The following is a 15297-nucleotide window of genomic DNA, read 5'->3' on the forward strand; positions in this document are numbered from 1 at the left end:
GGAATAAATTATAATAGCGTAAAAATAAATAAAACATGACAGATATCATATTTAATTATTCATTAACTTATCACTTTTGTAATAGGTATAATTGAGCAAATTTTTATGGAGCATAAATCATGTTTCCACTGTGGATTAGATTTTTCTGATTCTGAAGTAGTCTATGATAATAAATCTTTTTGTTGTAACGGTTGCAAAACCGTGTACGAGATATTCTCTGCCAATGATTTAACCTGCTATTACGATTTACAAGATTCTCCAGGAGCCACGCCTAAGGAAGTAGAGGGCAAATACAACTTTTTAGACAATCAAAAAATTGTTGATAGCCTACTAGAATTTAACGATGACAAAACACAAATTGTTACCCTGTACATCCCACATATTCACTGCAGCTCCTGCATTTGGATTCTTGAAAACTTAAATAAACTTAACCCTGCCATTTCTGCATCCATCGTAAATTTTGGTAAGAAAAATGTTCGAGTCACATATCAAAGTGATCACCTCAGCTTAAAAAACCTAGTCAAACTATTAAGTAAAATTGGTTACGAACCCTTTATTAGTCTAGACGACTATAGTATTGGAAAAAAAAATATAGACCGGTCACTTATTTACAAACTTGGGGTTGCCGGTTTTGCTTTTGGCAATATCATGTTTTTATCCTTTCCCGAATATTTTCAAGTGAACGGATTTTGGATTGAACAATACGCACCTGTTTTTAGGTGGCTCATGTTTAGTTTTTCACTTCCTGTTGTTTTTTATTGTGCTCGAGATTATTTTATTTCAGCTTACAAAGGTTTAACCTCTGGAATTCTGAATATTGATGTGCCGATAGCCTTAGGTGTATCGGTTCTTTTCATTAGAAGTACCATTGAAATCTCTTTAAATTTGGGCACAGGCTTTTTTGACAGCTTATCTGGATTAATATTTTTCCTTTTAGTTGGTAAATTCTTTCAGCAAAAGACCTATAGCTTTTTGTCGTTTGAACGAGATTATAAATCATATTTCCCTATTGGTATTACTAAAATCAAAAACAGTGGTGAAGAGGAATCTGTTCAGGTGTATGACATTAAGAAAGGCGATCGATTACTCATAAGAAATGAAGAGCTGATTCCAGTAGATTGCATTTTAATTAAAGGCAAAGCTCAAATTGATTATAGTTTTGTAACCGGCGAATCAGAAGCCGTTTCGAAAAAATCTGGGGATAAATTATTCGCAGGGGGCAAACAATTGCAAGGCAGTATAGAAGTTGATGTTTTAAAAACAGTAGAGCAAAGTTATTTAACTCAACTTTGGAGTAATGACGTTTTTAATAAGAACAAAGCGGATGGTTTTACCAATATAACCAACATGATTAGCAAGCGATTTACCATAGCCTTATTAGCTATAGCTATTGTTGCCACAACGTACTGGTTATTTGCGGATAGTTCTAAGGCATTAAATGTATTTACCGCTGTTTTAATCATCGCCTGCCCATGTGCCATTGCATTAGCTGCACCTTTTACTTTTGGGAATTTATTACGCATTTTTGGAAAAGAGAAATTATATGCAAAAAACGCCTTGGTCATTGAACAGTTGGCAGCAATTAACACCATCATTTTTGATAAAACAGGTACCATAACTGCCAATAAAGAAACAGCCATTACCTATGAAGGCTATAACTTATCCACTGACGAAGAAATACTACTTAAAAGCACCTTAAGAAACTCTAATCACCCATTAAGCCGGTCGCTTTACAACCTTCTTGATGAACATGATATCATCACTTTAGATAACTATCAAGAATACATAGGTAAAGGCATTGAATCGCAAAAAAATCAAGATTCAATAAAAGTGGGGTCTGCCTCTTATGTTGGTCTAAGTCCTGAAAACAGGGTTTTAAATACGGCCGTTCATGTAAGTAGCAATAACATTTACAAGGGTAAGTTCACATTTTACAATCAATACAGGAAGGGACTTTCTAAACTCTTTAATCAGTTAAAAAAGGAAAATGATCTGGTCATTCTATCTGGTGATAATTCTGGGGAGCAGGAAAATCTAACTAAATTATTACCTGCAAAAACTAAGCTATTCTTTAATCAAAAGCCAGAAGATAAATTAGAGTATATAAAACATCATCAAATCTCTGGAGCAAAAGTATTGATGGTAGGTGACGGCTTGAATGATGCTGGAGCACTTGCGCAAAGTAATGTAGGCATTGCTATCTCTGAAGACGTGAATGTTTTTTCACCGGCCTGTGATGCCATCTTAGATGCTTCCAAATTTAATAACTTATATCAATTTATTAAAGCCTCAAAATCTGCCATTAAAATTATCAAATGGAGTTTTGTATTATCATTTATTTATAACGCCATCGGATTATATTTTGCGGTTACGGGTCAATTAAAACCTGTTATTGCAGCCATTTTAATGCCATTAAGCTCAATAAGTATTGTTGGTTTTACAACAATAGCCACAAATTTATTAGGCAAAAAACTAAAATAAGCTTGGAAAAACATGACAAAAATCATATTTTACAAATGGGTATAAAAGTACTTTTGAAACATAACTTCAAATAGGTATGAGCGTTATATATATTTTGCTAGCAATCAGCATCATAGTTGCTATTGGCTTTTTTATAGCTTTTATTGTCGCTGTAAAAAGCGGTCAGTATGATGACAGCTACACCCCTTCCGTCCGAATGTTGTTTGAAGACGAACTAATCAAAGAAAAACCAGAAAAAACAATACTAACCAAAAAGACTAATAATTAATTATGGAAATGCAACAGTTTCATTACGATAACAAGATCGTGACCAAGTTCCTCTATGCGACTATAATTTTTGGCGTTGTAGGAATGGCAGTAGGTTTACTACTCGCCTTTATGTTTCTATTCCCTAACCTTACAGATGGCATATCTTGGCTAAGTTTTGGTAGGCTAAGACCTTTACATACCAATGCTGTTATTTTTGCCTTTGTAGGAAACGCCATGTTTGCAGGGATTTATTATTCGCTACAACGATTATTAAAAGCACGTATGGCTAGCGACCTGTTAAGTAATATTAACTTTTGGGGTTGGCAATTAATTATTGTCGCTGCCGCCATTTCACTACCCTTAGGTTATTCTACATCAAAAGAATACGCCGAATTGGAATGGCCCATTGATATTGCCATTGCACTTATTTGGGTTGTTTTTGGTGTTAATATGATATGGACCATTTTAAAACGTAGACAACGTCATTTATATGTTGCTATTTGGTTTTATATAGCCACATTTGTCACCGTTGCTGTACTGCATATATTCAATAGTTTAGAACTCCCTGTTAGCGCTATGAAGAGTTACTCGGTATATGCCGGAGTTCAGGATGCACTCGTTCAATGGTGGTATGGTCATAATGCCGTGGCATTCTTTTTAACCACGCCATTTTTAGGATTGATGTACTACTTTGTACCTAAAGCAGCAAATAGACCGGTTTACTCGTATAGACTATCTATTGTTCACTTTTGGTCATTAATTTTCATTTACATTTGGGCAGGACCGCATCACTTATTATATACAGCATTACCTGAATGGGCTCAAAATTTAGGCGTTGCATTTTCAGTTATGCTTCTTATGCCTTCATGGGGAGGTATGATAAACGGCCTTTTAACCTTGCGTGGCGCCTGGGATAAGGTACGTGTAGATCCCGTTTTAAAATTTATGGTTGTAGCCATTACGGGTTATGGTATGGCCACCTTTGAAGGACCAACACTATCATTAAAAAGTGTTAATGCTGTTGCGCACTTCACCGATTGGATTATAGCCCATGTCCACGTAGGTGCCTTAGCATGGAATGGTTTTATGGCATTCGGTATTATATATTATTTAATTCCTAGGCTATTTAAAACAAAACTTTACTCTTTAGCTTTAGCTAATCTGCATTTCTGGTTAGGAACTTTAGGTATCATTATATATGCATTACCAATGTATGTTGCTGGTTTTACTCAGTATTCCATGTGGCAACAATTTAACCCTGACGGTACTTTAGTATACGGAAACTTTTTAGAAACCGTAACAGAAATCATGCCTATGTACTGGATGCGTGCTATTGGTGGTTCCTTGTATATTATTGGTATGTTTATTTTAGTATACAACATCATTGTTACTGTAAAACAAGGTTCTAAAGTTGAAGACGAACTTGCTGAAGCTCCGGCTTTAGAAAAAGTAACCAACAAACGAACTGCTAATGAAGGCTGGCACACTTGGATAGAACGTAGACCAATTCAATTAACTTTATTAGCTACAGTAGCTATATTAATTGGAGGTGTTATTCAAATAGTACCTACCATTATGGTGAAATCTAATATTCCAACTATTGCCAGTGTACAACCCTACACTCCTTTAGAATTAGAAGGCCGTGATATTTATATTAGAGAGGGTTGCGTTGGCTGTCATTCGCAAATGGTACGTCCATTTAGGCATGAGGTAGAACGTTATGGAGAATACTCTAAAGCAGGTGAATATGTTTATGACCATCCATTCCTTTGGGGAAGTAAACGTACTGGACCAGATTTACATCGCTTAGGTCAGAAATATTCAGACAATTGGCACTTTAATCATATGTATGATCCTCAAAGTACGTCGTCAGGATCTATTATGCCTCGCTACCCTTGGTTAATCAATGGCAGCAGTAGCACACTAGACAAATCTCAGACTGAGGCTAAAATGGAAGCTATGGTTACATTAGGCGTGCCTTATACGCCAGAGGATATCGCCAATGCGCAAGCGAGTATGCTTGAACAAGGGGCGCAAATTGAAAAGAACCTTTATTCTGACCCTGATTTTGTGACCGCTTATGAAGCTGATAAAAAATCGGCTTCAGCTAATGGCGAAGATTTTGTGGAAATGAAAAATAGAGAAATCGTTGCGCTTATTGCTTATTTACAGCGATTAGGAACTGATATTAAAGTTGACGTTGCACAACAATAACCCTGTAAACTATTAACCATGTTAAAATTTGTAAAAAATCATATGGAGAGTATCGCAGGTATTGAAATTTACCCGATTATCTCTTTACTAATCTTTTTTATCTTCTTTGTAGCACTATTTCTTTGGGTGTTTACAGCTAAAAAAGACTATATAAAAACCGTTAGTAACATTCCTTTAGACAACCAACAAAACGACGATATATTATGAGAAATTTAGTTCCATCCTGGATTCGAGTTCCAATAGTATTTTTTATCATTTTTGGAGCTGTAGAATTCTTTATTGACTCCGGAGATAAGCCTGCATTTGTAGAATACCCTGTAGTTTTATTATTCCTACTTTTAGTCTTACTAATATTAATTGCCATTGAAGCTATTATTGGAGCCTTAGAAAATGTCATGCTTCATAAACTTGATGAAGAGGCTAAGGCACGTTTCCTAGCAGAGAAAGAAAGTTCAGTAAAACTAACATGGTTAAGTGAAACCTACACTAAACTTCTTGGACAAAAACCCATAGAAGAAGAAGGTGAAATCATTTTAGATCATAACTATGATGGTATTAAAGAGCTAGATAATGATTTACCACCATGGTGGCTTTATGGGTTCTATATTTCCATCATTTTTGCAGCCGTTTACCTTTTAAGATACCATGTGTTTAATGGTCCAAATCAAATAGAAGAATTAGATACAGAGTTAGCTGAAGCTAAAACAGCCATTGAAGCCTATAAAAAAACAGCAAAAGGCTTGGTTGATATTAATACTGTAACCCAACTTACTGAAGCGGGAGATTTAGCTGCGGGTAAGAAAGTTTTTGAGGCCAATTGTGTGGCTTGTCACATGGCTGATGGCGGCGGAGGTATTGGGCCAAACCTTACTGATGAGCATTGGATTTTAGGTGGTGATATTAAAAGCATTTTTAAAACTATTTCTGAAGGTGGCCGATCAGGTAAAGGTATGATTTCATGGAAAGCACAATTAAAACCTCTTGAAATGGCTCAAGTGGCTAGTTATGTTATGACCTTTCAAGGTACCACACCAGCTAATCCTAAGGCTCCTGAAGGAGAAATAATGATTAACACTGAAGATCCTGAAGGTCCTGAAGAAGCTCAGACTGAAGGTAGTGAAACACCCGCAGTTGAGGTACAATAGATAGAACGCTAATAACATTAGAAAATTAGATCACCTGAAACCAAAGGATTAAGCGTCCTTGTTTAAGGCAATATATAGGATAATAGTAGATACAATTCTATTAAGGATATACCCAAAAAGCACTTAGAGCATATCTTAGAATTAAACAAGGTTATGTTTACTAAATAAAAAGGATAACGGTTTGGAAACCCCAGAAAACGAAATATTCAGAGACAGTATCGGTACGATTACTGAAGACGGAAAACGGGCTTGGGTATTTCCTAAAAAGCCTTCTGGCAAATTCTATAATTACAGAAAGTTAGTCAGTTATTTTTTACTAAGTATTCTTCTCTTTTCGCCATTCATTAAAATAAATGGGAACCAATTCTTAATGTTCAACGTCCTAGAACGCCGATTTAACATTTTCGGATTCCCGTTTTGGCCACAAGATTTTTACCTATTTGTACTTTCAATGCTCATTTTTGTAATCTTTATTACCCTATTTACCGTAGCATTTGGACGTATTTTTTGCGGTTGGATTTGTCCGCAAACCATATTTATGGAAATGGTTTTTAGGAGAATTGAATATTGGATTGAAGGCGATCGAGGCAAACAAATGCGCCTAGCTAAACAACCTTGGAATGCAGAAAAAATAAAAAAGAGAGGATTAAAATTTATAATTTTTGCTTTTATATCCTTCATCATCGCTAATGTTTTTTTGGCCTATTTAATAAGCAGTGATAAACTTATTGCTTACATAACAGATGGACCAACCTCACATCTAAGCACACTGGTATCCCTACTTATTTTTACAGCAGTTTTCTATTTTGTGTTTGCTTGGTTTAGAGAGCAAGTTTGTGTAATTGCTTGTCCATACGGAAGACTACAAGGTGTTTTATTAGACACAAAATCTATTGTTGTGGCATATGATCACAAACGTGGAGAAGCTGAATCGGGTAGGAAAAAATTTAGAAAGCATGAAGACCGAGAAGCTTTAGGACATGGTGACTGCATTGACTGTATGCAATGTGTTAATGTATGCCCTACGGGTATAGACATAAGAAATGGGACGCAGCTTGAGTGTGTGAATTGTACGGCTTGTATTGATGAGTGCGACCATATTATGGAAAGTATAAACTTGCCAAAAGGACTTATCCGTTATGCAAGTGAAGAAAACATTGATGAGAAAGCGCCTTTTAAAATAACAGCTAGAATGAAAGGCTACATCGCTGTATTGGCTATAATGACCGGACTTCTAATAGGTATGTTATTTTTAAGAAATGATCTAGAAGCTACTGTTTTAAGGTTACCAGGACAGTTATATGAACACAAAGACAATAATATTATTAGCAATGTATTTACTTATAAATTGGTAAATAAAACATCTAATAACATTGACAATGTGAGCATGAAGCTTATGTCGCATAAGGGGATTCTAAAGCTTGTAGCGACAAGCGATAGTTTTAATGTCCCAAAACAGGAGATTGCAAAAGGTACCTTATTTATAGAAATTAATAATTCAGATTTATCTGGAGATAGAAATAAAATTAAAATTGGAATTTATCAAGGTGATGAATTAATTGAAACAACTACGGCTAATTTTCTTGGCCCTAGAAGTTTTAAGTAAGGCGCATCTTATTGGGAATTTTGATTGAGAGTATTGACCGAATTGTAAATTAAGGCATGAATAAACCCTCTTTTTACTTTTCAAGCAGGAAATATAGCATTGTGCCTGTAATAGAGAATTAAGGCTAATGCCAGAAAATTAAAAAATAATGAAGTTTAACTGGGGTACAGGTATTGTTTTTGCGTTTATAGGATTTATCTCGTTTATCTTATATTTCATCATAACCATGATGACTGATGAACGCTTTGAGCACGAACTGGTGAGCGAAGATTATTATGCAGATGAGTTGAAATATCAAGATGATATAGACAAATTAAATCATGCCAAATCCCTAAGTGAAAATATAGCTTATCATAGATCTTCCGCAGGGTTAACAATTAACTTCCCAGAAAATCTAGATTATAAAAGTATTACGGGAAAAGTGTTCCTATATAGACCATCTAACAAACAACTAGACTTTGAAACTGCTATTTCATTGTCTAATTCTTATTTGCTCATACCTGACAATCGTTTGGTAGATGGTCGTTGGAACATTAAAATAGATTGGCAATATAAGGGAAAATCTTATTTATTTAAAGAGTCGATAACTTATTAATATGCTTATTTCGGCATTTTTATTGGGACTATTAGGAAGTTTTCATTGCGTAGGCATGTGTGGCCCAATTGCTTTTATGTTACCTGTAGACCGCAGCAGCCAAATAAATAAAGTATCTCAAATTGCAATTTACCATATTGGTAGACTACTCACTTATAGCGTATTAGGTCTTGTTTTTGGACTCATAGGAAAAGGCCTTTATCTTTTCGGTTTTCAGCAACAACTTTCCATAGCTATTGGTGTTATTATGATCTTGATTGTTATTATTCCACAAAAAACTTTAAGCAAATATAATTTTTCAAAACCTATTTACGGACTCATATCCAATGTGAAATCTTGGCTGGGAAAAGCTATGAAAAGGAAATCACTAGATACTTTTTTAACTATTGGCTTTTTAAATGGATTTCTCCCCTGTGGACTGGTATATATGGCCGTATTTGCCGCCATTGGATCTGGTAGTGCGTTAAATGGCAGCTTATATATGGCTGTTTTTGGTTTAGGAACAATCCCCTTGATGACCACTGCAATTTATTTGAGTAACGTTCTAAAAGGCACTACTAGACAGCGTATTCAAAAAATAATTCCTGTTTTTGTTGTTCTAATTGGTTTACTTTTCATTGTTAGAGGCTTAGGCTTAGGCATTCCTTACTTATCCCCTGCTCCAATTCTGGACACTGTATCGAGTGGTATAGATTGTCATTAAGCGTCCAGACTATTTGAGACATCTTAGGTTCAAAAGTTCTATAACTTAGGAACTCGATGTTATTGACACTCCTACATTGGGCAATTCTAATTACCTCAAGACCCATAAACTACTAACAATCAATAACCTAAAATCAACCTAAGCAATACCATAACTGCAAATTTAAGTAGATATTCTTCTATCATCATAGTAATTCCTGATTGTACATTGATAAAAACAATAGCTTTGTTTTCATTAATAATAGTAATACTATTATATTTGAAGACAAATACTTTAATTATGCATAATCTACTTTCAAATCTTAAAATTGCAGTACCCGAAAAAATCTTTGTAAAAGACCCAGAATCCTCTTCACTCGGGAAACGCATTATAGAGAATAGTATTTTATTAATTAATGAAATAGGTTTTGATAGTTTTACATTTAAAAAATTAGGGGTAATAATTGGTTCTAATGAAAGCTCCATTTATCGCTATTTTGAGAGCAAACACAAGTTATTACTTTACTTATCTTCTTGGTATTGGGCATGGATTGAATACCAATTGGTATTTGAAACCTACAGTATTAATGATACCACACAAAAATTAAAAAAAGCAATTAGTATTTTATGCAGAGCTACAAAAGAAGATACCAACTTTACACACATTAATGAAATTGTATTAAATAGAATCATCATTAATGAAAATTCAAAATCTTTCTTAACCAAAGAAGTTGATCAAGAAAATAGAGACGGTTATTTTGTTATCTACAAACGCGTAATACACCGTTTAAGAGATATTATTACAGAAGCTACTCCTAATTATAAGTATCCGTCATCTTTGGCAAGTACTATTATTGAGGGCAGTCTACATCAACACTTTTTAAAAGACCACTTTTCTTCTATGACCGACTGTAAAGAAGATATTTCACCTGTAGACTTCTATATTGACTTAACCCTAAACACCCTAAAACTATAATTATGGCACAACCGTCTATGACCCCTTGGCAAAGATTACTGGGATTATTGCAATTAGAAAAAAAAGACATTCTACAAATCTTTTATTATGCCGTTTTTTCGGGTGCAATCTCACTTTCTTTACCTCTAGGTATTCAAGCCATTATAAACTTAATACAAGGTGCTCAGGTTTCCACCTCTTGGGTAGTACTAGTCACACTAGTTACAATAGGTGTCGCATTTGCTGGGGCCTTACAACTTATGCAATTAAGAATAATTGAGACCATTCAACAGCGCATCTTTACGCGTTCATCATTCGAATTAAGCTACCGATTCCCCAAAATAAAAATGTCTGAACTGCGTAATTATTATCCGCCAGAGCTTGCGAATCGCTTTTTTGATACCTTAACCATTCAAAAAAGTCTTTCTAAAATACTTATAGATGTTCCTACCGCCGTATTGCAAATTCTTTTTGCACTCATCCTATTATCATTTTACCATCCATTCTTCATCATATTTGGATTACTCCTTTTAGTCCTCATCTTTGTAGTTTTTAAATTTACAGCAAAGAAAGGTTTAGACACGAGCCTAAAAGAATCAAAAAACAAATATAAAGTGGCGCATTGGATACAAGAAATTGCCCGTTCTGTGATTAGTTTTAAATTATCGGGTAGTACAAATTTAGGGATTGAAAAAAATGATGTTCTAGTCAATGAGTACTTAAAGGCGAGAGAAAGTCATTTTAAAGTATTGATCTTCCAATACATTCAAATGATAAGTTTCAAAGTCATTGTAACAGCTAGTTTGTTATTGATAGGGGGTGCCTTAGTACTAAATCAAGAAATGAATATTGGGCAGTTTGTTGCAGCAGAGATTATTATTCTTCTCGTAATTGCCTCGGTTGAAAAACTCATTCTTGGCTTAGAATCTTTTTATGATACACTAACCTCTCTGGAAAAAATTGGACAGATTGTAGACAAAAAAATGGAAAGTCAAGATGGTGAAACACCTACCCTAAGCAAAGGCATTCATATTGAATTAGACCATGTCACTTATGAAGTTTCTAATCGAGATAAGCACATCTTAAAAGATATCGAGTTGAAAATAGAGCCAGAAAGTCGTATTCTTGTCAGAGGAGAAAGCGGTTCAGGAAAGTCAACCTTACTGCGTTTAATTTCTGGCGTTGTTCAGCCTACAGGAGGAAACCTTTACATCAATGACATGTCCATCAATAGTTTGAATTTAAACTATTACAGGTCCCAACTAGGATTATCATTGTCGGATGAAACCCCTTTTGAAGGCTCCATAAAAGAGAATCTTACATTTGGAAATAAAAACATTACTGATGAAGAAATTCGCCATATACTGGAAATAGTAGGCCTTAAAGATTTTATTAAAGAACAACCTAATGGTCTAAAAACCATACTCTATCCAGATGGTAGACAAATGTCATTTACCCTTGCTAAAAAAATAGTTTTGGCGCGCGCCATTTTAAAACAACCTAAAGTATTAATACTTGAAGATGCCCTAGACCGTTTTAATGAAGCCGAAACAAACGCTATAATTGATTATATCGCACATAAAGACCGACCATGGGCTTTAGTTGTAGTTAGCAGTAGTGATGCTTGGCTTAAAAAATGTACGAAGGTGATAACCTTAGAAAAAGGAAGCGTTAAAAATTAAAAGACAGACTATGCTCAATATATCTCATAACCAATTAAATAAAAAAATAGACCTTTCCCAATTTAAGTCAGGCCAAAATTTAATGGGTAAAGTTTATTATAAATACTTTAATCGTTTTCTTTTAGCGGCTGCCATAATTTTGTTTATCGTTTTGTTTTTACCTTGGACACAAAACATTACAGGACAAGGTGTTGTAACCACCTTAAAACCTAATCAACGTCCGCAACATATACAATCTCAAATACCTGGTAGAATTGAAGAATGGTTTGTTCAAGAAGGCGATTTTGTAAAGAAAGGTGACACCATAGTAAGAATTTCTGAAATAAAAAGTGACTACTTTGATGATAAGTTAGTAGAAAGAACAAATGATCAAATTCAAGCGAAATCTTCTTCAGTTACCGCTTATGAAGGCAAGGTAGAGGCACTAAACAGACAGATTGACGCCCTTAAAGAAGAGCAAAAACTAAAGATAGCGCAAACTAGAAATAAGCTCATGCAATCACGATTAAAAGTTCAAAGTGATAGCATTGATTTAGAAGCTACTAAGACAAACTTAAAAATTGCCGAAACCCAATTTAATCGTATTCAAACTCTACAAGAAGAAGGGTTGAAAGCGGTTAAAGATGTAGAAGAAAAACGTTTAAAACTTCAGGAAAGTCAGGCTAAGTTTATTTCTCAAAACAATAAATATCTTACCAGCCAAAATGAAGTCATTAATGCCAGAATAGAGCTTTCAAGAACCAACGCCGTTTTTGCCGATAAAATCTCCAAGGCCCAAAGTGATATGTACACGGCACAATCTAGTGGTTTTGATACACAGGCTCAAGTTACAAAGCTAGAAAACGCCTACTCTAACTACAAAAGAAGAAATAGCTTATTATATGTTACAGCACCTCAAGACGGGTATATCAATAAAGTAATGACCGGCGGTATTGGTGTTACTTTTAAAGAAGGCACTGAATTAGTAGGTATAATGCCTGCCAATTATGATATGGCGGTAGAAACTTTTGTTAGACCTATAGACCTACCCCTAATTCATATAAACGAAAAAGTACGTGTTCAATTTGATGGCTGGCCTGCAATTGTTTTTAGTGGTTGGCCCAATGTATCATATGGAACTTATGGTGCAAAAGTAGTCGCCATTGAACGCTTTATAAGTTCTAATGGAAAATACAGAATTTTATTAGCGCCCGATGAAACGGACCATAAATGGCCAAATGCTGTTCGTGTTGGCTCTGGTGCAAAAACAATAGCTTTATTAGAAGATGTACCTATTTGGTTTGAGCTTTGGCGCCAGATTAACAGCTTCCCGCCTAATTATTATCAACCTGAAGGTAACAAAACAGCTTCAAAAAAAGATAAAAAATGAAAGCAATCCTCTTAAACATTCTAATGTTTTCCTGTATGATACTTTCAGCGCAGGACAACTTTCCTGTTTTTGGAAAAGATAGTGTATCCATAATAGGCTTGTCTGAGTATCTCGGATACATAAAGGCATTTCATCCCATTGTAAAACAAGCCAACCTAATCATTACTGAAAGTGAAGCCAAATTAATGAAATCTAGGGGCGCTTTCGACCCAAAACTAGAGGTAGATTTTGACCGAAAAAAGTTTAAAAACACCGAGTATTACGATAAACTTAATGCAGCATTTAAAATCCCAACATGGTACGGCATTGAGCTTAAAGGAAATTTTGAAGAAAATACTGGAGCCTATTTAAACCCTGAATCTACTGTCCCTGCCGATGGTTTATACAGTGTAGGTGTATCAGTTTCTGTAGCTAAAGGACTTTTAACCAATAGACGAATGGCTATGTTAAGGCAGGCCAAAATTTTTGTTAATCAAGCTAAAGCAGATCGTCAATTGCTTATTAATAATATTCTTTTTGATGCTACGGTAGCCTATTTTAATTGGTTAAAAAGGTATAACGAAAAACGCGTTTTTGAGGATTTTTTGGGTAATGCGCAAATACGTTTTGATGGCATTAAAAAGAGTTATGAGGTTGGTGACAAACCAGCTATTGATACGCTTGAAGCTAGGATCACTTTAAATAACAGAAGGTTAAATCTTGAAAAATCAAGAATTAAGTTCATAAAGTCAACCTTAGAATTATCTAATTATCTCTGGTTAAACGAAAATACACCCATTGAAATTAACGATGGTGTTATTCCTGACATCAACACCTTTGACACCATAGATAATACGCTTAATACATCCATTTTGGATATTGAAAACATGAATTTAGATGAGCATCCTAAACTTCAATCATTAGGTTATAAATCTCAAGGTTTAACGATAGAAAAACGTTTAAAAATGAACAACCTATTACCTCAAATTGATTTACAGTACAATTTTCTATCTGAAACCCCTGAATCTTTAAACTCTTTTAATTCGGCAAACTATAAAAGTGGTGTAAACATAAGTTTCCCTTTATTTTTAAGAAAAGAGCGTGGTGATTTAAAGCTTGCCAAAATAAAAATACAAGATACCGAGTATGAAATTCAATCGACCAAAGTCGCCTTAAAAAATAAAATTAGTGCCATTAATCAAGAATTGAATTCCTTTATATTACAAAATGATTACACCAAGATAATTGTGGATGATTATGACAAAATGCTCACAGCCGAAGAACGTAAATTCTTTTTAGGGGAAAGCTCTTTATTTTTAGTAAACTCCAGAGAATCTAAATTAATAGATGCCAAACTCAAGGCCATTTCTATTGAAAATGAATTCTTCAATTCAAAAGCCAATTTATTCAATGTTCTTGCACTTTCAACTTATTAATAATAAAAAAGGAGGGGTTTCAAAAACCACCTCCTTTTCAACTTAGTATATCCTTCTAAAAATTCTATATTAAATTTTAAATGTTATTACTGGAAGCGTAGCATGATTGGCAACATCTTCACCAATACTACCCTCAAAAAAATGAGCAAGTCCCTTTTTGCCATGCGTTGGAACCGCAATTAAATCGGCACCAATTTTATTTGAAAAAGTCAACACACCGTCTTCTACGTTATAATCAGAAACGTAATGGACATCTTTCATTTTATCTAAATTGCCATCAGCCTTTGTAAAGAAATTTACAACGCGTTTTTCAATTTCTAGTGAATTTCTGAACCTGTCATTCGGCAGATTCACGTAGACCATATAAACTTTGGAGTTCATTTTATTGAATAAACTCGTCGCATTTAAATAAGACTTAATACATTCTTCTGAAAAATCACATGCAAAAGCAACGACTCCAAAATTCACATCGTGCAATTCATTTTTAACAACCAAAACTGGTATATCTGCATTTCTCACTACCCGTTCAGTATTTGATCCTATGAAATACTCTTTCATCCCGCTAGCACCATGAGACCCCATAACTATTAAATCGACATCATTTTTTATGGCAACGTCATTAACTTCACTAAAGACTTTAAAGTGTTTGATTATGGGCGAGACATTAACACCTTTCAAATACGCTTTATTCAAAAACGTTTCAAACTTTTGTTCTGCTAATTGCAAGAAAAAGGCAGCTTTCTGGTTCTGTAAACCATCTGAAGCCGAAAGCATAACATCGGACATTTCTAACATATGCAACGCCATTAACTCCGCATTATATTGCTTTGCTAATTTAGCAGCTGTTTTTAAAGCATATTCCGAATGTTCAGAAAAATCTATAGGTACAATAATTTTTTTCATGT

Annotated in this window: 13 protein-coding genes; 12 read left to right on the forward strand and 1 reads right to left on the reverse strand. The window is 34.5% G+C overall.

The features are described 5' to 3' along the window. Positions 1–105 precede the first annotated feature (105 nt). The 12 genes from IE051_RS10695 to IE051_RS10745 all read left to right on the forward strand — a co-directional run bounded on the left by IE051_RS10695 (position 106) and on the right by IE051_RS10745 (position 14392). Complete coding sequence (locus IE051_RS10695; protein WP_189360766.1) at positions 106–2481, forward strand: heavy metal translocating P-type ATPase; 2376 nt, start codon at positions 106–108, stop codon at positions 2479–2481. Positions 2482–2557: 76 nt separating this feature from the next. Further along, positions 2558–2749, forward strand: coding sequence for a cbb3-type cytochrome oxidase assembly protein CcoS (gene ccoS, locus IE051_RS10700; protein WP_189360767.1), 192 nt, complete (start codon positions 2558–2560; stop codon positions 2747–2749). 2 nt (positions 2750–2751) lie between these two features. Further along, entirely contained in the window at positions 2752–4944 is a 2193-nt protein-coding gene (ccoN, locus tag IE051_RS10705; protein WP_189360768.1) for a cytochrome-c oxidase, cbb3-type subunit I, read from the forward strand. An 18-nt stretch (positions 4945–4962) separates the two neighbouring features. Beyond that, complete coding sequence (locus IE051_RS18615) at positions 4963–5151, forward strand: CcoQ/FixQ family Cbb3-type cytochrome c oxidase assembly chaperone (RefSeq protein WP_229796784.1); 189 nt, start codon at positions 4963–4965, stop codon at positions 5149–5151. After that, the gene (locus tag IE051_RS10710; protein ID WP_189360769.1) at positions 5148–6089 is read left to right on the forward strand and encodes a cbb3-type cytochrome c oxidase N-terminal domain-containing protein; all 942 of its coding nucleotides are present in this window, start codon (positions 5148–5150) and stop codon (positions 6087–6089) included. Before IE051_RS18615 ends, IE051_RS10710 begins: the two co-directional genes overlap by 4 nt. A gap of 181 nt (positions 6090–6270) precedes the next feature. Further along, entirely contained in the window at positions 6271–7695 is a 1425-nt protein-coding gene (ccoG, locus tag IE051_RS10715; protein ID WP_189360770.1) for a cytochrome c oxidase accessory protein CcoG, read from the forward strand. 148 nt (positions 7696–7843) lie between these two features. Further along, positions 7844–8290, forward strand: coding sequence for a FixH family protein (locus tag IE051_RS10720; protein WP_189360771.1), 447 nt, complete (start codon positions 7844–7846; stop codon positions 8288–8290). 1 nt (position 8291) lies between these two features. Then, positions 8292–8993: a sulfite exporter TauE/SafE family protein gene (locus tag IE051_RS10725; protein WP_189360772.1), complete on the forward strand. Its 702-nt coding sequence runs from the start codon at positions 8292–8294 to the stop codon at positions 8991–8993. 279 nt (positions 8994–9272) lie between these two features. Continuing rightward, positions 9273–9947 carry a TetR/AcrR family transcriptional regulator gene (locus IE051_RS10730; protein WP_189360773.1) on the forward strand — a complete coding sequence of 225 codons (675 nt, stop codon included), beginning with the start codon at positions 9273–9275 and terminating at the stop codon, positions 9945–9947. 2 nt (positions 9948–9949) lie between these two features. Further along, positions 9950–11608, forward strand: a complete 1659-nt coding sequence (locus IE051_RS10735; RefSeq protein ID WP_189360774.1) for a peptidase domain-containing ABC transporter — start codon at positions 9950–9952, stop codon at positions 11606–11608. Between the two features lie 10 nt (positions 11609–11618). Next, complete coding sequence (locus tag IE051_RS10740) at positions 11619–12977, forward strand: HlyD family secretion protein (RefSeq protein WP_189360775.1); 1359 nt, start codon at positions 11619–11621, stop codon at positions 12975–12977. Beyond that, positions 12974–14392, forward strand: a complete 1419-nt coding sequence (locus IE051_RS10745; RefSeq protein WP_189360776.1) for a TolC family protein — start codon at positions 12974–12976, stop codon at positions 14390–14392. The genes IE051_RS10740 and IE051_RS10745 overlap by 4 nt, the downstream gene beginning before the upstream one ends. A gap of 69 nt (positions 14393–14461) precedes the next feature. Here the strand turns inward: IE051_RS10745 and IE051_RS10750 are convergent, their stop codons facing one another. Next, positions 14462–15295, reverse strand: a complete 834-nt coding sequence (locus IE051_RS10750; protein WP_189360777.1) for a universal stress protein — start codon at positions 15293–15295, stop codon at positions 14462–14464. Between the last annotated feature and the right edge of the window lie 2 nt (positions 15296–15297).

Origin of the sequence: Algibacter mikhailovii, assembly GCF_014651495.1 — a bacterium.
Classification (GTDB): Bacteria; Bacteroidota; Bacteroidia; order Flavobacteriales; family Flavobacteriaceae; genus Algibacter_E; species Algibacter_E mikhailovii.

Coding starts and splice junctions, on each gene's coding strand:
- IE051_RS10695 (WP_189360766.1), top strand. CDS start 106: ATGGAGCATAAATCATGTTTCCACTGTGGATTAGATTTTTCTGATTCT.
- ccoS (WP_189360767.1), top strand. CDS start 2,558: ATGAGCGTTATATATATTTTGCTAGCAATCAGCATCATAGTTGCTATT.
- ccoN (WP_189360768.1), top strand. CDS start 2,752: ATGGAAATGCAACAGTTTCATTACGATAACAAGATCGTGACCAAGTTC.
- IE051_RS18615 (WP_229796784.1), top strand. CDS start 4,963: ATGTTAAAATTTGTAAAAAATCATATGGAGAGTATCGCAGGTATTGAA.
- IE051_RS10710 (WP_189360769.1), top strand. CDS start 5,148: ATGAGAAATTTAGTTCCATCCTGGATTCGAGTTCCAATAGTATTTTTT.
- IE051_RS10720 (WP_189360771.1), top strand. CDS start 7,844: ATGAAGTTTAACTGGGGTACAGGTATTGTTTTTGCGTTTATAGGATTT.
- IE051_RS10725 (WP_189360772.1), top strand. CDS start 8,292: ATGCTTATTTCGGCATTTTTATTGGGACTATTAGGAAGTTTTCATTGC.
- IE051_RS10730 (WP_189360773.1), top strand. CDS start 9,273: ATGCATAATCTACTTTCAAATCTTAAAATTGCAGTACCCGAAAAAATC.
- IE051_RS10735 (WP_189360774.1), top strand. CDS start 9,950: ATGGCACAACCGTCTATGACCCCTTGGCAAAGATTACTGGGATTATTG.
- IE051_RS10740 (WP_189360775.1), top strand. CDS start 11,619: ATGCTCAATATATCTCATAACCAATTAAATAAAAAAATAGACCTTTCC.
- IE051_RS10745 (WP_189360776.1), top strand. CDS start 12,974: ATGAAAGCAATCCTCTTAAACATTCTAATGTTTTCCTGTATGATACTT.
- IE051_RS10750 (WP_189360777.1), bottom strand. CDS start 15,295: ATGAAAAAAATTATTGTACCTATAGATTTTTCTGAACATTCGGAATAT.